The sequence below is a fragment of the Pseudomonas sp. NGC7 genome (assembly GCF_047159675.1).
In the GTDB taxonomy this organism is placed as follows: Bacteria; Pseudomonadota; Gammaproteobacteria; order Pseudomonadales; family Pseudomonadaceae; genus Aquipseudomonas; species Aquipseudomonas kermanshahensis.
Genome location: NZ_BAAFZY010000001.1, coordinates 3794661 through 3812780, shown reverse-complemented (window position 1 = coordinate 3812780; position 18120 = coordinate 3794661). Strand labels below are relative to the sequence as shown.

Below are 18120 nucleotides of genomic sequence, written 5' to 3'. Positions count from 1 at the left end.
CAAGGCTGCTCCTACAAGGGTCAGGCAAGGGCTTCAGACCATCGCCAAGCGTTGCTTGCGGGTCGGTGCGGGGAATGCCCGGTCAATCGCCCGCAGGTCTTCGCTGCTAAGGGTCAGCAAGCCGGCCGCCGCATTCAGTCGCACATGCTCTGGGTTTACCGCCTTGGGAATGGCAATCACCCCCTCATCACGGGTCACCCAGGCCAGGCTGACCTGGGCCGGTGTCGCACCGTGGCGCTCGGCAATTTCGGCCAGCACGGGGTGCTGCAACAACTGCCCGGCCTGGGCCAATGGGCAATACGCCATGGTCGGCAAGGCGCGCTTCTGGCTCCACGGCAGCAGGTCGAATTCGATGCCGCGTTGCACCGGGTTGTACAGCACTTGGTTAGTGGCGCAATCGGGGTTGTGCAGTTCGCGCAAGTCATCGACATCGAAATTGGACACCCCCCAGCGTTTGATCTTGCCTTGTTCGCGCAAACGCTCGAACGCTTCGACGGTTTCCTCCAGCGGATGCTGGCCACGCCAGTGCAGCAGGTACAGGTCGATGCAGTCAGTGCCCAGGCGTTTGAGGCTACGCTCGCAGGCGGCAGGCATGCCGCGCTGGCTGGCATTGTGCGGGTAGACCTTGCTGACCAGGAACACCTGGTCGCGGCGCCCGGCGATGGCGTGGCCAACCACCTGCTCCGCGCCGCCCTCGGCATACATTTCAGCCGTATCGATCAGGCTCAGGCCCAGCTCGATACCTTGTTGCAGGGCTGCCACTTCGGCGGCCCGGCGGCCAGGGTCTTCACCCATGTACCACGTGCCCTGGCCAATGGCCGGCACCTTCGAACCTGCCAGTTTCACGTATCGCATGTCACCTCCGGGATCTGGGTATGGGAAAGCAGTACCTCGAGCAGCGCTTGCGCTGCGGTGGACAATTTGTGCTCGCTGAGGGCAATGACACCCATGCGCCGCTCCACGGCGGGCTCGACCAGCGGCACGCAGCGGGCACCGAGCTCCTGCATTTGGTTGATGCACAGCGCCGGCACCGCGCTGACGCCCAGGCCGCTGGCAACCATGCGGCCAACGGTCGACAGTTGATGGCTCTCGAATGCCACCGCCAGCTTGCCATGGCTGGCCGCGACGTTCTGTTCCATCAACAGGCGGACCGCCGACGGGCGTTGCAAGGCGATGAAGTCTTCGGCCAGCAGTTGCGCCCAACTGACCTGGGGCAGCACGGCCAGGGGCGAGTCGGCGGGCACCACGGCGACGAAGCGGTCCATGTACAGGGGGTAGAAGTCCAGGCCATCGGTGTTGTCCGGTTCGAAGCCGATGCCCAGTTCGACGCGACGGTGGCGCACCAGTTCCTGTACCTGCTCGTTGATCACGTCATGCACGGTGACGTTGACTTTCGGGTAGCGCTGGCGAAACACCTTGAGCGAGTGCGGCAGCAGGTTACCGGCGAAGGCCGGTATGGCCGCCACCGAAACCCGCCCCAGTTGCAGGGTGAAACGCTGACGGAGCATTTCTTCGGTGTCGTCCCAGTCGGCCAGCAGGCGCCGGGCCAGCGGCAGCAGCACCTCACCTTCGGCAGTCAGGCTGACACTGCGGGTGGTCCGGCTGAGCAGGGCGCCGCCGAGGTTTTCCTCAAGCGCCTTGATGGTCAGGCTCAACGCCGGTTGCGATACATGCAGGTGTTCACCCGCCTGGGCGAAGCTCTGGTACTTGGCCACGGCGACGAAGGCGCGGAGTTGCTTGACGTTCATGACGGCCCTGATCGTTGTTTTGAAAAAGTTATCAATCGATGATGAAAACAAAATTAACAAATCAGTCGACTAAGGTGAAGATGAGGGCACACGCTCACCGACAGCCTCGTCGGTTCAACAACTACAAAAGGCGGATCAACATGGCCGGACTGGACAAGCGCGTAGCAACGTATGAAGAGGCCCTCGACGGCCTGACCGACAACATGACGGTATTGGCCGGTGGTTTTGGCCTGTGTGGCATCCCGGAAAACCTTATCAACGAGATCAAGCGCCGTGGCGTCAAGGGCCTGACCGTGGTGTCGAACAACTGCGGTGTCGACGGTTTCGGCCTCGGCGTATTGCTGCAAGACCGGCAGATCCGCAAGATGATCGCCTCCTATGTCGGCGAAAACGCCGAATTCGAACGCCAACTGCTCAGTGGTGAGCTGGAAGTCGAACTGACCCCACAAGGCACCCTGGCCGAAAAAATGCGCGCCGGTGGCGCTGGCATCCCGGCGTTCTACACCGCCACTGGCTACGGCACCCCGGTCGCCGATGGCAAAGAGGTGCGTGAATTCAAGGGCCGCCACTACATTCTCGAAGAGTCCATCACCGGCGACTTCGCCATCGTCAAGGGCTGGAAGGCCGACCACTACGGCAACGTGGTGTACCGCAACACTGCGCAAAACTTCAACCCGCTGGCGGCCACGGCCGGCAAGATCACCGTGGTCGAAGTGGAAGAGATCGTCGAACCGGGCGTGCTGCTGCCCAGCGAGATCCACACCCCGGGTATTTTCGTTGACCGCGTGATTGTCGGCACCTTCGAAAAGCGTATCGAAAAGCGCACCGTCAAGGCCTGAGCGCCATCCTTCAGAACAACAAAGAGATCCTGACCATGGCACTGACCCGCGAACAGATGGCGCAACGCGTCGCCCGTGAACTGAAGGACGGCTACTACGTCAACCTCGGCATCGGCATCCCGACCTTGGTGGCCAATTACGTACCCGCTGACATGGATGTGATGTTGCAGTCGGAAAACGGCTTGCTCGGTATGGGCGAATTCCCTACCGAGAGCACGATCGATGCCGACATGATCAACGCTGGCAAGCAGACCGTCACCGCCCGCCGTGGCGCGTCGATCTTCGATTCGGCGCAATCGTTCGCCATGATCCGCGGTGGCCACGTCGACCTCACCGTGCTCGGCGCCTTCGAAGTGGATGTGCAAGGCAACATCGCGTCGTGGATGATCCCCGGCAAGTTGGTCAAGGGCATGGGCGGTGCCATGGATCTGGTGGCCGGTGCCGACAACATCATCGTGACCATGACCCACGCGTCGAAGGACGGCGAGTCCAAGCTGCTGCCGCGCTGCAGCCTGCCGCTGACCGGTGCCGGTTGCATCCGCAAGGTGCTGACCGACCTGGCCTACCTGGAAATCGACAATGGCGCCTTCATCCTGCGCGAGACAGCGCCGGGGGTGAGCGTTGAAGAAATCATCGAGAAGACCGCCGGCAAGCTGATCGTGCCGGATGATGTGAAAGAAATGACTTTCTAACCCGCAAACGGGTCATTCAACCTGTAGGGGCAGCCTTGTGCTGCCCCTACAGGTTTTTTGCGTTGCTGTAGAAATGTCCGATAAAACCAATAAAAGGAAGTTGATCGTGGCCGCTGAAATCCAAGACAGCCGCTCCGCCCGCTTTGCCCTGCGCTGCTCCAACTGGGCCGAACGCTGGTTCCCTGATTCCTGGGTATTCGCTGCCCTGGCCGTCGTACTGGTGTGCGTGGGGGCCCTGGCCATGGGCGCCAAACCGACCGACACCGCCAAGGCCTTTGGTGATGGCTTCTGGAGCCTGATCCCGTTCACCATGCAGATGGCATTCGTGGTCATCGGTGGCTACGTGGTGGCCAGCTCACCGCCTGCCGCGCGGCTGATCGACCGTTTGGCACGCATTCCCAAGAACGGCCGCTCGGCCGTGTGCTGGGTGGCGCTGATCTCGATGCTGGCCTCGTTGCTCAACTGGGGCCTGTCGCTGGTGTTCGGTGGCTTGCTGGTGCGCGCCCTGGCTCGGCGCAGCGACCTGAACATGGATTACCGTGCAGCCGGTGCTGCGGCATACCTGGGCCTTGGCGCGGTATGGGCATTGGGCCTGTCGTCTTCGGCGGCGCAATTGCAGGCCAACCCGGCCAGTTTGCCACCGTCGATTCTGTCGATCACCGGGGTGATTCCGTTCACCGAGACCATCTTCCTCTGGCAGTCCGGCGTCCTGCTGGCGGCGTTGGTGATCGTGTCGCTGGTGGTGGCCTATGCCACCGCACCAGGCCCTAGCAGTGCCCGTACCGCGCAACAATGCGGTGTCGACCCAAGCTTCACCGCGCCGCCACCGGCCCAGCGCAGCCGGCCCGGTGAGTGGCTGGAGTACAGCCCCATCCTGACCTTGCTGCTGGTCGCCCTGGCCGGTGGCTGGCTGTATCAGGAGTTCGCCACCAAGCCCGCCATCACGGCCATCTCCGGGCTGAACACCTATAACTTCCTGTTCATCATGCTGGGTGCCCTGTTGCACTGGCGCCCGCGCAGCTTCCTCGATGCGGTGGCCCGCGCGGTGCCGACCACCACCGGGGTGCTGATCCAGTTCCCGCTGTATGGCTCGATTGCGGCGGTCCTTACACAGGTCAAAGGGGTGGACGAACAGACGCTGGCCCATCACATCTCCACCTTCTTCGTGCAGATCGCCTCCCACGACACCTACGCGGTGCTGATGGGGGTGTACTCGGCTGTGCTCGGCTTCTTCATCCCTTCGGGCGGTGGCAAGTGGATCATCGAGGCGCCCTACGTGATGCTGGTGGCCAATGACCTGCAATACCACCTGGGCTGGGCGGTGCAGATCTACAACGCCGCCGAGGCGCTGCCAAACCTGATCAACCCGTTTTACATGCTGCCGTTGTTGGGGGTACTGGGCCTCAAGGCGCGCGACCTGATCGGCTTCTCGTTCGTGCAGTTGCTGGTGCATGCGCCCCTGGTGCTGGTGCTGCTGTGGGCACTGGGCACGACCTTGCAGTACGTGCCGCCCGTGATGCCGTGAGAATTTGCCCGGTCAAGGCCAGCATTTCGCGCGCACTCCACGTATCATCGGTGTGCGCGAGCCTTGCATCTGCCTTCGCCTGGGAAACTGCTTCACATGTCGATCCGATTGAAACTGCTGAGAAAGAAACTGGGTATCACCCTGGAAGTGCTGGCCGACAAGACCGGCATGACCAAAAGCTACCTGTCCAAAGTCGAGCGCGGCTTGAACACGCCGTCGATCGCTGCCGCGCTGAAACTGGCGCGGGCGCTGAACGTCAATGTCGAAGAGCTGTTCGCTGAAGAACACGCCGCGCAGAGCCGTTACAGCCTGGTGCGCCACGCTGAACGCCAGGCGCTGGTGGGCGACGGCGAAGGGCCAGGCTATGCGGCGCTGACCAGCCAGGTAGGGCAGCGCAGCCTGCTGCCGTTTCTGATTCAGCCGCCCACCGAGTTCAGTGACCCGACGTTCAAGGAACACCAAGGCGAGGAGTTTCTGTTCGTCCATGCCGGGCAGGTTGAGGTCGATTTCATGAACGAACGGGTGCTGCTGGAGCAGGGCGACGCCTTGCATTTCAACGCCCAGACACCTCACCGCTTGCGTTCAGTCGGGCCGCGCCCAGCGCAGTTGCTGGTGGTGGTACACGACAACGGCGAATGAGGGCAGGGCGATGATCGAGGTGTCGCGGTTCTGGCGCGATCCAGCATTGCCCTTCGTCGAGGCTCGGCGGGTCGGGGACGGGCGCCAGGTGTGTTATGCCGCCCATTCCCATGAGAGCTTTTCCATCGGCGCCATCACCGGTGGGCGCAGCACCTACCTGAGCGCTGACAGCCGGATCGAAGTCAGCGCGGGCACCACGGTGCTAATGAACCCAGGGGTGGTGCACACCTGCAACCCCATCGAGGGCGAGGCCTGGTCCTACCTGATGCTGTTCGTTGACGTAGCGTGGTTGCAGGGGCTCGGGTTCCAGTTGCCGGCGCAGGTTGCCAGTACCTCGCCGGCCCTCTACAGCGCCTTGCTGCAGGTGTTTGCCGACCTGTTCGACGAAAACCTGCGGGATCGCGAAGCGCGGCTTGCGGCGTTCTTCCAGAGGCTGTCGAGCGTGCTGGGTGGCGAGCCTGGGGTACCCAAACCGGACCATCCTCGGCTGGAGGCCGCCGCGGCCTTCATCCGTGCACACCGTACCGACCCGCTAGACCTTGAAGACATCTGCCAAGCCTGCGGCTTGTCCCGCGCCTACCTGATCCGCGCGTTTCGCCAGCGTTTTGGGCTAACGCCCCACGACTACCTGCTTGACCAGCGTGTGCAGTGTGCGCGCGCACAACTGCGCCAGGGCAGTTCGATTGCCGACGCGGCCCTGGCAGCGGGCTTCGCCGACCAGGCGCACCTGCAGCGTGCCTTCAAGCGGCATTTGGCTGCGACGCCGGGGCATTATCGCAAGCGATAACTTAGGGCCGCTGGGCAGCCCATCGCCGGCAAGCCAGCTCCCACAGGTGTGAGTGAATCTCAAGAAATGCGCTACCTCTGTAGGAGCTGGCTTGCCGGCGATGGGTCGCGAAGCGGCTCCTTTGGCCCTGACTGACAGGCTTGAACCCGCATCAAATGACCAGGTAAACCGCGCTGCCCACCAGCAATAAGGCCAGCCCTCGGTTCAACAAGCGCATACGCCGTGGGTTGCCCAGGCATTGGCGAATCACACTGCCAGCCCATGCCCAACTGGCCACCGAGACGAAACAGATCGGCCCATAGATCCAGGTGAACAACCACAACAGTTGTTGATCGCCCCCTGTGTAGGCGCCGACACCTGCCACCGCCGCCAACCACGCCTTGGGGTTGAGCCACTGCATGGCCGCGCCCTGCCAGGCAGACGGGGCGGGCTGTGCATGATCGCTGCCCAAGCGGCCATCGTCGCGGGCCAGCTTCCACGCCATGTACAGCAAAAACGCGATACCTCCCCCGTGCAGCAGCACCCCCAGCAGCGGCCAGCGCAACAGCAGTTCATGCAGGCCCAGCCCGACCAGTACCAGCAACAGGCAGAAACCCAGCGTGGCCCCGGCCACGTGCGCCAGGCTTGCGCGCAAACCATGCCGGGCACCGCTGCCCAGGGCGACGATGTTGACTGGGCCAGGGGAAATCGAGGCGGCCAGCGCAAAGGCGGCCATGGACAAAGACAGGCTCATGGGGGTAATCCAGGTGGTGGAAGTTGACGCTATTCTTCAGGCGCAGGGCGTCAGCTGTATTGAATGAAAGTCCCCTGTTACAGGTTTTGTAATAGTTTCTCACTGTCAGAAAAACAGGCTGTGATTGTAGGATCTCTTACCCAATTTCTATTCAGGTACCTATGAGCACCTTCGCGGAACCCCCCTGTCCTTGGCCTTCTCGGCCACCTTTTACCTGTCCTTGTGACGCTTCCCTCGTGAGTACCCGCTAATGGAATGGCTAGCCGACCCAACGGCCTGGCTAGGCCTGTTGACGCTTATCGTCCTCGAGCTGGTGCTGGGTATCGACAACCTTGTGTTCATCGCCATCCTGGCCGATAAACTGCCGCCGCATCAGCGTGACCGTGCGCGGATCATCGGTTTGAGCCTGGCGCTGATCATGCGCCTAGGCCTGTTGGCAAGTATCTCGTGGATGGTGACGCTGACCGCGCCGCTGTTCGAGGTATTCGGCAAGAGCTTCTCGGGCCGTGACCTGATCATGCTGTTCGGCGGTGTGTTCCTGCTGTTCAAGGCCACCATGGAGCTGCACGAACGGCTTGAAGGGCATGTCACCCAGGCCAGCGGTGCGGTCCGTCACGCGGCGTTCTGGCCGATCGTCGCGCAGATCGTGGTGCTTGATGCGGTGTTCTCGCTGGACGCTGTGATCACGGCCGTGGGCATGGTCGAGCAGCTGTCGATCATGATGATCGCGGTGATCTTCTCGATCGGCATCATGATTGTCGCCAGCAAGCCGCTGACCCGCTTCGTCAACGCCCACCCGACTGTGATCATGCTGTGCCTGGGCTTCCTGATGATGATCGGTTTCAGCCTGACCGCCGAAGGCCTGGGCTTCCATATCCCGAAAGGCTACCTGTATGCGGCCATCGGCTTCTCGATCCTGATCGAGGTGTTCAACCAGCTGGCCCGTGCGCGCCGCAAGCGCAGCCTGCAGCAGCACAAGCCCCTGCGTGAGCGCACGGCCCATGCGGTATTGCGCCTGCTGGGCGGCCGTCGGGTCGAGGCTGACGAGGTAGGGGAAGAAATCGCCGACCTGGTCGAGGGCGGTGGTGAAGAGGTGCTGTTCGACCGCCGTGAGCGGGTGATGATCAGCGGTGTGCTGAACCTTGCCGAGCGGCCGATCCGCACGGTGATGACCGCGCGCACCGAGGTCGATGTGATTGACTTGGCGCTGCCGGCCGCAGCCATTACCGAAGCCTTGGCCAATTCGCCGTACTCGCGCCTGCCGCTGATCCGCGACGGCCGCATCGATGAACCACTGGGCTTCGTGCACAAGAAGGAGCTGCTCAAGGAATTGCTGTCAGGCAGCCAGCCAGACCTGGAGCGCATGGCCCGGGCGCCGTTGAACCTGCTGGAAAGCTTCAGCATCCTCAACGCCCTTGAGCAGATGCGCGGTCAATCGACCCATATTGCCTTCGTGGTCAACGAATTCGGTGACTTCACCGGCCTGTTGACCATGACCGATATCCTCGAGTCGATCGCCGGTGAGCTGCCGGATGCGAGTGAGGTAGAAGGGCCGGGTATCGTCGAAGAGGGAGATGGCTTTGTCGTCAGCGGTGCCCTTAACCTCAGCCAGGTGCAGGCGCGTACCGGTTTCAGCGCGCGTGCTACCGAGGACTACCAGACCCTCGCGGGCCTGGTGATGAGCTTGCTGGACCGCCTGCCTATGGTGGGGGATCGCCTGGCCTGGAATGGCTGGACGCTGACCGTGGAGGCGGTTGAGGAGCGGCGCGTGCGCCAGGTGCGGCTTATACCGAGCGGCGACGCTGACGCAGCAGGTGCTTGAAGCCTTCGAGCACCAGCACCAGCACTGCGGCCCAGATCGGCAGGTAGGTCAGCCACTGATCCGGGCCAATGCTCTCACCCAGCAGCAGGGCCACGCCCACCAGCAATACCGGCTCGACGTAGCTGAGCAGGCCAAACAGGCTGAACGGCAACAGGCGGCTGGCCAACACGTAGGCGATCAGGGCCGATGCGCTGATCGCCCCCAGTACCGGGATCAAGGCGTAAAGGCCGGGGTGCATCTGCAGGTCCGCAGGTGACAACGGCCCCTGGATCACGAAGTACAGGGCCCACGGCAACAGCAGGCACATGTCGCACCACAAACCGCCCAGGTGGTCGGTGCGGCAGCGTCGGCGCAGCACGAAGTAGATCGGGTAACCGATCATCACCACCAAGGTTTCCCAGGCGAAGCTGCCATGTTGGTACAGCTCGTGCCCGACACCCAGCGCAGCGCAGCACACGGCGATTTTCTGCAAGTGCGACAGGCGCTCGCCGTAGACCAGGCGCCCAGTCAAGACCATGGTCAGTGGCAGCAGGAAGTAGCCCATCGAGACCTCCAGGCTACGCCCGTGCAACGGCGCCCAGAGGAACAGCCACAGTTGCACCCCCATCAGCCAGGACGTACCGACCATCCCCAGCAGCAGCACCGGGGTGCGCCGTACCCGCCCCAGCAGCTCACCGACACGTTGCCAGTCCTTCGAAACCAGCATGAACAGCGTCAGGCAAGGCAGCGTCAGCAGCGTACGCCAGCCAAAGATTTCCTCACCATCGAGCGGCGTGAGCAGGGAAGTATAGAAGTACATCACGGCGAACAAGCACGACGCCATGACTGATGAAAGGATGCCTTTTGACACGAATGCCTCGAATGGGAGAGTTGGGCGGCTGGATCAGCCGCGCATGATCTCAGGGGGCGCGTCCTGCGGCAACCGCGAGACGCCTTGGCGAGCGGCCAGCGCTTCGAGGAACGCCTCAGCCGGCATGGGCTTGGCGAACAGGTAGCCTTGCTGGAAGTCGACGTTATGCCGGGCCAGGTAGTCGCGCTGGGTCTCGGTTTCGACGCCTTCGGCGACGATGCCCAGGCCCAGTTTGCCCGACAGCTCGATAATGGTGTCGAGGATGTGCAACGACAATGCGTCACCCCCAACCATGGCAACGAAGCTTTGGTCGATCTTCAGGTAATCGACCTTGAACTGGCGCAGGTAGTTGAGGCTCGACTGGCCAGTGCCGAAATCGTCCAACGCAATCATCACGCCCATTTCATGCAGCTTCTCGAACAGGTCAAGGGTCACCGGCGTGGCTTCGATCAGCTTGCGCTCGGTCAGTTCCAGGGTCAGCGCCACACGGCCTGGCGGAAAGTGCTGAAGAAAGGTCCGGCAATCGTCGAGCAGGCTCAGGTCGCGGCAATGGTCAGCGGTGATGTTGATGCCAATGTGGAAGCCATCCTCCAGCAGCGCGGCATACGGCGCCAGGCTCTGTGCGGTATGCAGCATCAGCGCGCGGGTCATGGCGACGATCTGGCCGCTGTGCTCGGCGTAAGGGATGAACAGGTCGGGGCGCACCAGGCCTTCGCGGGGGTGGTTCCAGCGCATCAGCACTTCGGCACCGGCCCACTGGTAATCCCCCTTGCGTACCACCGGCTGAAAGTACGGCAGAAACTCGTCGGCCTCCAGGGCGCGCTGCAGTTCGACGCGCGGCGAAGTGGCGCGGCGGACTTGCCAGTGGCACACCGCCCCGGCTACCGCGCCGAGTATCAGCAGCAGGCTAAGCAGGGCGGGGTAATGGCTGAGTAGCAGTTGGCCTTGCTTGTCGGCGCCATAGCCGCCGTACACGCTGAACGGGTAGCGGGTTGAGCTCAACGTCACCGCGGCAGTCGCTGCCGTGGGCGGTGAGCCTTCGTGGACAGCACCGTCCTTGCCCATCCAATCCTTACCGACGCGGATCTGCAGCGTTTCGTCCGGGCCGATCAGGCGCAGTGCCGTGAGCAAGTGGTCGCCATCGACGGTAGTGATCGCGCCACGATCGCCGTCGCTGGCCCGATACACCAGCAGGGCATGGCCCGGCGTTACCGAGTTGCCATCCATCAACCACAGCGTGCCGTTGGCGTAGTCGCCAGCGTCGACGGCCTCATCGAACTCACCGAACAGCGAGGAGCAATAGAGCGTGTTGTGCTGGAACAGGTTGGTGGAGCGCACAAAGGCATTACGCGTGACCTGGCCGCGCAGGGGCAGTTGCACCTGCGCGCACGGGTCGCCTGCCAACGGCAGCAGCGCTTGTGCCGTACTGGACGCCGTGTCGAGAATACGCTCGACATGGTCGATCACCTGAGCGGCAGTGGCATGGCTGTTGGCATGCAGTTCACGGTCAATCTGCCAATTCATCACCCCCAGGCCGCAGGCTACCGGGAGCACGCCGATCGCCCAAGGCAGCAGGGTGCGCCAACTCCAGCCGGCGCGGCTTTTACGGGTGAGGGGCATACTGGCCTAATCTGTTGAAGAGAACGTGCAGAGGATAGCCGTTTGTCGGGGGCACGGGCGAACTAAAGCGCGACAAACCAATTTACGCACTGTAGAATCCAGTTACGAATACAACAATAAGGTTCTCCACATTCGGGAGAATCAAGCCCGCCGAGAATGGGTCCATATGACAAACCATGGGTTCAAACTGATCATTGGTGGCTTCCTCGCTCGCAGCGTGCGTGGCATCCCGTGCTCACCGCCTGTTCTGTTCTACATCCCCGGAAATCACTAAATTTTTCGCTGTAGATGAGGACAAGAACATGGCTGATATTTTCGAAAATCCAATGGGCCTGATGGGCTTCGAGTTCATCGAGCTGGCATCGCCGACCCCTGGCGTGCTCGAGCCGGTTTTCCAGATACTCGGTTTCACCAAGGTCGCCACCCACCGCTCCAAAGACGTGCACCTGTACCGTCAGGGCGGCATCAACCTTATTCTGAACAACGAACCCAAGAGCATCGCCTCGTATTTTGCCGCCGAACACGGCCCGTCGGTCTGTGGCATGGCGTTCCGCGTTCGCAATGCTCACGAAGCCTATGCCCGCGCCCTGGAACTGGGCGCTCAGCCGGTCGAAATCGAAACCGGCCCGATGGAGCTGCGCCTGCCCGCGATCAAGGGTATCGGTGGCGCGCCGCTGTACCTGATCGACCGCTTTGAAGAAGGCAGCTCGATCTACGACATCGATTTCAATTTCATCGAAGGCGTAGACCGCAACCCGGTGGGCGCGGGCCTGAAGATCATCGATCACCTGACCCATAACGTTTACCGTGGGCGGATGGCCTACTGGGCCGGGTTCTACGAGAAGCTGTTCAACTTCCGCGAGATCCGCTACTTCGATATCAAGGGTGAGTACACCGGCCTGACCTCGCGTGCCATGACCGCACCCGATGGCATGATCCGCATCCCGCTCAACGAAGAATCGTCCAAGGGCGCCGGGCAGATCGAAGAGTTCCTGATGCAGTTCAACGGCGAAGGCATTCAGCACGTGGCCTTCCTGACCGACGACCTGCTCAAGACCTGGGATGCCCTGAAGGGCATCGGCATGCGCTTCATGACCCCGCCGCCGCAGACCTACTACGAGATGCTCGAAGAGCGCCTGCCAGGCCACGGTGAACCTGTCGACCAACTGCAAGCGCGCGGCATCCTGCTCGATGGCGCTGCAGAGCAGGGCGACAAGCGTTTGCTGCTTCAGATCTTCTCGGAGACCTTGCTTGGGCCGGTATTCTTCGAGTTCATCCAGCGCAAGGGTGATGATGGCTTTGGCGAAGGTAACTTCAAGGCCCTGTTCGAATCCATCGAACGGGACCAGGTTCGCCGCGGTGTATTGAGTACCGATTGATAGGTGCTGGTACCGCCGTCATGCCGCTTCGGCGGCGGTACCACGCTTGTTGCGACGCGCCCTGAACAAACCCCAGTAGACGATCGAGCCGGTCACGATGCCTACCAGTACCAGCGAGGGCAGGACCTGCAACATCGATTGGCGGATTTCTTGCGCCGTATAGCCTCTGGCATAACCGCCCCTCACCGCATACCCATACCTCTCGGAGAGCGCCCTTTGGGCATACTCGGACTGCGAAGGCCGATGCGGTTCGCGGCTGTCTCCATGGCTCCAGATGTACTGGTCGCCGAACTCCAGAAGCAGTGTCAGGCCATCCTGAAAAGCCCGCAGTTCGTTGCGCAGTTCAGTGGCATAGCCTGTCACGATCACGCTCGGGTTGTTGCCCGGTTCCTGAAAGTGGGTCACCAGCGTAGCGGGTAATGCTGGCGAATCGAGCGCGAGTTCAACCTGTTGCCCGGATTGAGCGAAGGCCGAAAGATGGTCGAGGGAGTCCGAGTGGGTGCTGCAATACGCTTCCTGGTCGCGCACCAAGGTCAACGAGCGTAGCAAGGGGTCACGGGCTACCTGCTCCTGCAGGGTGCTGTGGACTTCGGCGCACGCCTTGCCTGCAACAGGCTGGGCGAGGATAACGGTGCTTTGCATGCGGTCCAGCACTTTATCGATGGTGAATACCGCTTCCTGCACGGAGATCTGTGCATTTTCTTCGAGCTTTTTCTCCAGCTGAAACACCATGACCAGCAACCCGGACACCACCGGCACCAGCCCAATGGCCATGATGAGCAGCAATTCCAGCAAACTGCGCCCGGCATGCATGATTTTCGACATAGGCTATTGTTCTCCAGTCTGAGGTTGCCCGTGGTGGGCAGGTAGTCTGGGAGCCTATGTAATCAATTGCGTGTCGGATGTAGTCCGCGTGCGGCCTGCGCTTCGAGAAATGAAGTAATCAGGCGTAAGCCGTCACTTTGCTTCGAGTCTTGCGAGTACCTTTTCAGCCAACGTTGCAGTGGAATCTGGGTTTTGCCCAGTAATCAGCCGATCGTCGCTCACCACGTAAGGTTTCCACGGGTCATCGTGCTTGCTGTAAATACCGCCCCTGGCAACCAGTTCGTTTTCGGTGAGAAAAGGCACAACCTTGTCCAGTTCCACCAGTTGTTCCTCGATGTTGGAAAAACCGGTGACCTGACGGTCTTTCAGCAGCAGGCTGTTGTCACTGAGCTTGATGTTCAAAAGGCCGACAACGCCGTGGCAAACGGCCGCCACAACGCCTTTATTCTCATAGATCTTGCGCGCAAGTTCTTGCAGCGGCTGGTCATTGGCAAAGTCGTACATGACCCCGTGCCCACCGGTGTAATAGATGACGCTATAGTCGTCAGCCTTGACCAGCCCCGGGCTGAGTGTGGCACCCAGACGTGTCATGAAGTCCTTGTCGTCGTACCACTTCCAGTCCAGGTCAGGTGCCATTTGCAGGCTGTGCGGGTCGATCGGCACGTAGCCGCCGCTGGGGCTGACATAATCGACGTCGTAGCCGGCCTTCTCGACTTTTTCGACAAAATGCACGGCCTCGCCCAACCACAGCCCGGTTGCCCGTTTGAGGGTCGGGTACTTGGCCGTATTGGTCAGCACTACCAGCATCTTCTTCTTGCTCATGACCACACTCCCATCGGCAACCTAAAGGGACCGCTATTCCATGGCTCAGTGGAAAACCTAATCAGCATAGCTGCCACCTGCCGGTACGCCATAAATGCAGCGCATGCTGTGCTAACGTGAACAACGTCGCCACCCATCAGCCATTGGAGTCATGAGATTGGTCGCAAACGGTACTCCGCGCGAGGCTGAGCCGCAGGTCATGCTGCTGGCGCCCAACCCAGCATCAGCTGATCCCATGGGCGAACGCATTGCCCAATTCGATTGGGGCCGTACTTCGCTGGGGCCGCTGCCACGCTGGCCGGCCTCGCTGCGCATTGCCGTCGACATGATGCAAGTGTCGCCATTCCCGTGTGCGGTGGTGTGGGGGGCGGACCTGAGCGTGGTCCATAACGACGCCTATCGGATGCTCCGGGGCGATGGCCAGGATGCATTGGGGCAGGCGTTCGACGTGCTCTGGAACGATGCCTGGCAGGGCATGGGGCCCTGGGTGTTCAAGGCCCTCGAAGGCCGTTCGAGTTTCGTCGAAGACCCGCCGCTACGCATCGAGCGCGGCAACGTCAACGACCCCTTGTGGTGTGCCCTCGGCTACTCGCCGATTCGGGACGAGCAGGGTGGCGTTGCGGGTTTTCTACACACGGTCATCGAAACCAAGGCCAGTGACGAGGCGCACCATCATTGGCGCGAGCAGGCGACGGCCTTTGAAAAACAGCTTGAGCGCTACATGGCCGATCGGGATCAAATCTGGCGATTGTCCCGTGATGCCATGATGATCGTTACTCGCGAGCTGACGCTGCACGCGGCCAACCCCGCTTGGCACCGCATCCTGGGCTGGAGTGAGGCGTTGGTACAGAACATGTCGATACTGGAGCTGATCCACCCAGCGGACCGCGCTGAAGTGCAGGTGGCGGTCTCCAGCTTTGTGCAGGGTCAGGAGGCTGAGCAGATCGATATCCGCCTGCGCCACCAGGACGGCCACTACCGCTGGTTTAGCTGGTCCGCTACATTCGATGGCAACTTACTGACCGCCGTCGGCCGCGACATCACCGCAGACCGCGAAGAAGCCACACGCCAGTCCGAGGCCTTGCTGCGCAACAGTGAGCGTTTGGAGGTGGTTGGCCAACTGGCAGGCGGCATGGCCCATGAAATGAACAACTTGCTGTCAGGCATCGGTGGTAGCCTCGAGTTGTTGCAACGCCGCTTGCTACAAGGGCGCCTGGAGCGCATTGAGACCTATGTGGAACTGGCGCGAGACTCTGTGCAACGGGCCATGAACCTCACCCACCGGCTGTTGGCGTTTTCCAGCAACCAGCCGCTGGATGCCAGGCCACTGAATGTCAACCGACAGCTGTCTCTGATCGAGCCCTTGCTGCAGCAGGCGCTGGGCGCGGAAATGAGCCTGCAGTGGGAGCTGGACGTCACCCCCTGGGCTGTCAGCGTCGATGTCACCCAGTTTGAAAATGCCTTGATCAACCTGTGCGCGAATGCCCGTGAAGCGTGCCTTGAGCGCGGCAGTGTCTGGATCAGAACGGTCAACGAACGCTTGGCGACGCATTTCCCGGATGAGAACGGGCTGCCACCTGGCGACTATGTGGCCTTGCATGTCGAGGATGACGGCCACGGGATGTCGGCCGCTGAGGTCGCCAAGGCCTTTGAACCCTTCTTCACGACCAAACCACTGGGACGGGGATCGGGGCTTGGCCTGCCGATGGTCTATGGCTTTGTCGGGCAGTCGGGTGGCTATGTGTGGATCGAGTCGACCCAAGGCCAAGGGACAAAAGTCTCCATGCTGTTTCCGCGTAGCCTGGCGCCGGTTCCGGAAGAGCCACTGGTATGCCTGCCAAGCGTTAATCGCGCGCAAGGCCAGCGCGTGTTGTTGATCGATGACGAACTCAACCTGCGTGCACTGATGCGCGAATTTCTCACCGAACGCGGGTTTGCCATCTGTGACGTTCAAGATGCCAATTCAGCGCTGGATCGCTTCCGCCATGACGGGCCTTTTGACCTGGTAATCACGGATATCGGTTTGCCGGGCGGGTTTAGCGGGCGGCAAGTCGCCAAGGCAATCCGCATGATCGTGCCGTCGCAGAAGATTTTGTTCATCACCGGCTACACCGACCAGCCGATCGAAGCCCAACTGCTCGATCAGCCGGGCACCGCATTGATGCTCAAGCCGTTCGCGCTGGAGCACTTAGCGAACCAGGCTTTGCACATGCTAGACGGTTGAACCGGTTCAGGGCTTGCCAAGAATCTGCGTCACCTGCGCCTGCAACTGCTTGAGCTCGAATGGCTTGCAGATAAGGTGCATGCCAGCGCCGAGGAAGCCCTCGCGCGCCATGGCCGTTTCCGCGTACCCGGTAATGAACAGCACCGGCAGGCGTGGCCGCAAGGTACGTGCGATCTCCGCCAGTTGCCGCCCATTCATGCCCGGCAGGCCAACATCGCTGACCAACAGGTCGATCCGTTGCGACGACCGCAGGATCTGCAGGGCTTCATTGGCGTTGGCGGCGGTTTGGCAAGGGAAGCCGTCTTCACTCAGTGCCTGACACAGTAACTGGCGCACATGCGGGTCGTCTTCGACCACCAGCACAGTGTGGCCCGTGCTGTCAGGCGCAGGTGCGAGGGCTGGGCGTTTGGGCATCGCCTCGCCGACGTGCCGCGGCAAGTACAGGTCGACCTGGGTGCCATGGCCGATCTTGCTCAGCAGGGTGACATGCCCATGCGACTGCTTGCTGAAGCCATACACCATGGAAAGGCCAAGGCCGATGCCCTGGCCGACGGGTTTGGTGCTGAAAAACGGCTCGAAAGCATGTTCCAACGTGCTCTGCGACATACCCTGGCCGTTGTCGATGATGCGCAGGCGCAGGTAATCACCGCTGTTCAAGGCGCCGTCGGCGAACTGCTCGGCCTCGATCTGCTGGTTGCTGGCCTCGATACGCAGCAGGCCGCCGGTGGGCATGGCTTCGCAGGCATTGAGCAGCAGGTTGTCGAGGGCTTCGCGCAGTTGCCCATCATCGGCCTCCACGGCCCACAGGTCGTTGGGCACGTGCAGTTGTAGGGTCACCGAGTGGGTCAGGCCAGCGTTCAGGCGCTTCGCCTCCAGCAGTGCATGCAGGTCGACCCGCTGGCTGTGCAGCGATTGCCGGCTGGAAAAGGCCAGCAGCCGATGGGTCAATTTTCCTGCGCGTGACACGGCCTCCTGGCCCATGCGCAAAATGCCTTCCAGGCTGTCGCTTCGGCCTTTGTTCAAGCGTCGCTCGATCAGTTCGAAGCTGCCGCCGATACTGGTCAGCAGGTTGTTGAAATCATGGGCAATGCCACCGGCCAACTGGCCGACAGCTTCCATCTTGCGAATTTGTGTGCGGGCAAACTCGTTGCTGTGCTGTTCCTGGCTGCGGGCGTCCATCCGCTGTTGCAGTGCTGAAAGCTGATCACGTGCCCGGTATTGATGGCGGCGGTTGCGCTGCGCGATACGCGCCAGCTGCAGCACTTGCCCGTGATCAAGCGGGCAGAGCAACTGCATCAGGTTGCCGTCAGGCGGGTGAGAAGGCCGGGTGGCAGTGGCGGCCAAGTCCATGATCAACAAGATGGGCAGGTCGGACCAGCTGGGCTGTTGGTCGATAAACCCCTGCAACGGTACGCTCGGGCCATTGCTGAAATGTTGTTCGGCGATGATGACCAAGGCTGCGCCTTCGATCAGGCAGGCGTGCAGGTTGGCGATGTCGAGGGTGCACAGGCTCTCGATGCCAGCGGACGCCAGTAGACGCGCGGTATCCGCGGCAAGTTGCGGGGGTGCCAGGATCAAGGCACGTTCGTCCAGCGCCAACGAACTGGCCAAAGCG

At 61.7% G+C, this 18120-nt stretch carries 16 protein-coding genes; 8 read left to right on the top strand and 8 right to left on the bottom strand.

Translation table 11 applies throughout. The features are described 5' to 3' along the window. Positions 1 to 33 precede the first annotated feature (33 nt). Both ACMCNM_RS17045 and ACMCNM_RS17040 read right to left on the bottom strand, forming a co-directional pair. Positions 34 to 855, bottom strand: a complete 822-nt coding sequence (locus ACMCNM_RS17045) for an aldo/keto reductase (RefSeq protein ID WP_265969439.1) — start codon at positions 853 to 855, stop codon at positions 34 to 36. Further along, positions 843 to 1748 (bottom strand): LysR family transcriptional regulator, encoded by a 906-nt coding sequence (locus ACMCNM_RS17040; protein ID WP_412764998.1) that lies wholly within the window; start codon positions 1746 to 1748, stop codon positions 843 to 845. Before ACMCNM_RS17040 ends, ACMCNM_RS17045 begins: the two co-directional genes overlap by 13 nt. Positions 1749 to 1888: 140 nt before the next feature. Here ACMCNM_RS17040 and ACMCNM_RS17035 point away from each other — a divergent pair, with 140 nt between their 5' ends. The 5 genes from ACMCNM_RS17035 to ACMCNM_RS17015 all read left to right on the top strand — a co-directional run bounded on the left by ACMCNM_RS17035 (position 1889) and on the right by ACMCNM_RS17015 (position 6230). Next, positions 1889 to 2587 carry a CoA transferase subunit A gene (locus ACMCNM_RS17035; RefSeq protein WP_027593432.1) on the top strand — a complete coding sequence of 233 codons (699 nt, stop codon included), beginning with the start codon at positions 1889 to 1891 and terminating at the stop codon, positions 2585 to 2587. Between the two features lie 35 nt (positions 2588 to 2622). Further along, the gene (locus ACMCNM_RS17030) at positions 2623 to 3279 is read left to right on the top strand and encodes a CoA transferase subunit B (protein WP_027593431.1); all 657 of its coding nucleotides are present in this window, start codon (positions 2623 to 2625) and stop codon (positions 3277 to 3279) included. A 73-nt stretch (positions 3280 to 3352) separates the two neighbouring features. Continuing rightward, positions 3353 to 4804, top strand: a complete 1452-nt coding sequence (locus ACMCNM_RS17025; RefSeq protein WP_172960356.1) for a short-chain fatty acid transporter — start codon at positions 3353 to 3355, stop codon at positions 4802 to 4804. Between the two features lie 96 nt (positions 4805 to 4900). Further along, complete coding sequence (locus ACMCNM_RS17020; protein ID WP_186703773.1) at positions 4901 to 5443, top strand: helix-turn-helix domain-containing protein; 543 nt, start codon at positions 4901 to 4903, stop codon at positions 5441 to 5443. 10 nt (positions 5444 to 5453) lie between these two features. After that, positions 5454 to 6230, top strand: a complete 777-nt coding sequence (locus ACMCNM_RS17015) for a helix-turn-helix domain-containing protein (protein ID WP_412764997.1) — start codon at positions 5454 to 5456, stop codon at positions 6228 to 6230. Between the two features lie 151 nt (positions 6231 to 6381). Here ACMCNM_RS17015 and ACMCNM_RS17010 read toward each other — a convergent pair whose 3' ends face one another. After that, positions 6382 to 6963 (bottom strand): LysE family translocator, encoded by a 582-nt coding sequence (locus ACMCNM_RS17010; protein ID WP_186678155.1) that lies wholly within the window; start codon positions 6961 to 6963, stop codon positions 6382 to 6384. 250 nt (positions 6964 to 7213) lie between these two features. Between ACMCNM_RS17010 and ACMCNM_RS17005 the strand changes: the two genes are divergently transcribed. Continuing rightward, complete coding sequence (locus tag ACMCNM_RS17005) at positions 7214 to 8785, top strand: TerC family protein (RefSeq protein ID WP_027593426.1); 1572 nt, start codon at positions 7214 to 7216, stop codon at positions 8783 to 8785. Here the strand turns inward: ACMCNM_RS17005 and rarD are convergent. Together rarD and ACMCNM_RS16995 are read right to left on the bottom strand one after the other, a co-directional pair. After that, the gene (gene rarD, locus ACMCNM_RS17000; protein WP_099454293.1) at positions 8748 to 9635 is read right to left on the bottom strand and encodes an EamA family transporter RarD; all 888 of its coding nucleotides are present in this window, start codon (positions 9633 to 9635) and stop codon (positions 8748 to 8750) included. The genes ACMCNM_RS17005 and rarD overlap by 38 nt on opposite strands. Before the next feature lie 33 nt (positions 9636 to 9668). Continuing rightward, positions 9669 to 11255, bottom strand: a complete 1587-nt coding sequence (locus ACMCNM_RS16995; RefSeq protein ID WP_412764996.1) for an EAL domain-containing protein — start codon at positions 11253 to 11255, stop codon at positions 9669 to 9671. 302 nt (positions 11256 to 11557) lie between these two features. Between ACMCNM_RS16995 and hppD the strand changes: the two genes are divergently transcribed. Continuing rightward, on the top strand, positions 11558 to 12634 hold the full coding sequence (gene hppD, locus ACMCNM_RS16990; RefSeq protein ID WP_027593423.1) for a 4-hydroxyphenylpyruvate dioxygenase: 1077 nt from the start codon (positions 11558 to 11560) through the stop codon (positions 12632 to 12634). Positions 12635 to 12652: 18 nt separating this feature from the next. Here the strand turns inward: hppD and ACMCNM_RS16985 are convergent, their stop codons facing one another. Further along, positions 12653 to 13459 carry a CSS-motif domain-containing protein gene (locus ACMCNM_RS16985; protein ID WP_186678164.1) on the bottom strand — a complete coding sequence of 269 codons (807 nt, stop codon included), beginning with the start codon at positions 13457 to 13459 and terminating at the stop codon, positions 12653 to 12655. 132 nt (positions 13460 to 13591) lie between these two features. Beyond that, complete coding sequence (locus ACMCNM_RS16980; protein ID WP_186703770.1) at positions 13592 to 14281, bottom strand: type 1 glutamine amidotransferase domain-containing protein; 690 nt, start codon at positions 14279 to 14281, stop codon at positions 13592 to 13594. A gap of 151 nt (positions 14282 to 14432) precedes the next feature. Here ACMCNM_RS16980 and ACMCNM_RS16975 point away from each other — a divergent pair, with 151 nt between their 5' ends. After that, positions 14433 to 16505 carry an ATP-binding protein gene (locus ACMCNM_RS16975; RefSeq protein ID WP_412764995.1) on the top strand — a complete coding sequence of 691 codons (2073 nt, stop codon included), beginning with the start codon at positions 14433 to 14435 and terminating at the stop codon, positions 16503 to 16505. Positions 16506 to 16511: 6 nt separating this feature from the next. Here the strand turns inward: ACMCNM_RS16975 and ACMCNM_RS16970 are convergent, their stop codons facing one another. Further along, a complete protein-coding gene (locus ACMCNM_RS16970; RefSeq protein WP_186678170.1) occupies positions 16512 to 18116 on the bottom strand; it encodes a response regulator in 1605 nt (534 codons plus the stop codon). Positions 18117 to 18120 lie beyond the last annotated feature (4 nt).